The sequence below is a fragment of the Neisseria sp. P0001.S005 genome, from assembly GCF_051963715.1.
The window spans coordinates 1-407 of the sequence record NZ_JBQCTZ010000674.1; the positions used below are offsets into that span (position 1 = coordinate 1).

Genomic DNA, 407 nt, shown 5'->3' on the forward strand with positions numbered 1-407 from the left:
ATTTCAGGAAAATCCAGTCCTTGGAAAAGTTGCTGAAGATATTGCTTTTTGTCGGCTAGTTGTTGCTGGTAGGCAGTCATTGGGGCAGTCTTTCAGAAAATAATGGCGAATTATAATATAGTTGGCGTAAAGATACGAAAGGCCGTCTGAAACATCGGTTTCAGACGGCCTTTGATTTCAAAGCATCAGCTTGTCAATCAGCCTTGCATTTGTTTGGCTTGAACGGCAGTCAGGGCGATGGTGAAGACGATGTCTTCAATCAATGCGCCGCGTGACAAGTCGTTAACCGGTTTACGCAAACCTTGCAACAACGGGCCTACGCTCAGGACGTTGGCGCTGCGTTGTACGGCTTTGTAAGTACAGTTGCCGGTGTTGAGGTCTGGGAAAACCAAAACGGTTGCTTGACC

1 protein-coding gene is annotated in these 407 nt (G+C 47.2%); it reads right to left on the reverse strand.

Annotation, left to right across the window (positions count from 1 at the left end):
• Window positions 1–197: 197 nt before the first annotated feature.
• Window positions 198–407, reverse strand: a 210-nt coding sequence (locus tag ACTHSP_RS22315; RefSeq protein ID WP_440347051.1) for a phosphate acyltransferase, incomplete at its 5' end; no start/stop codon positions are given.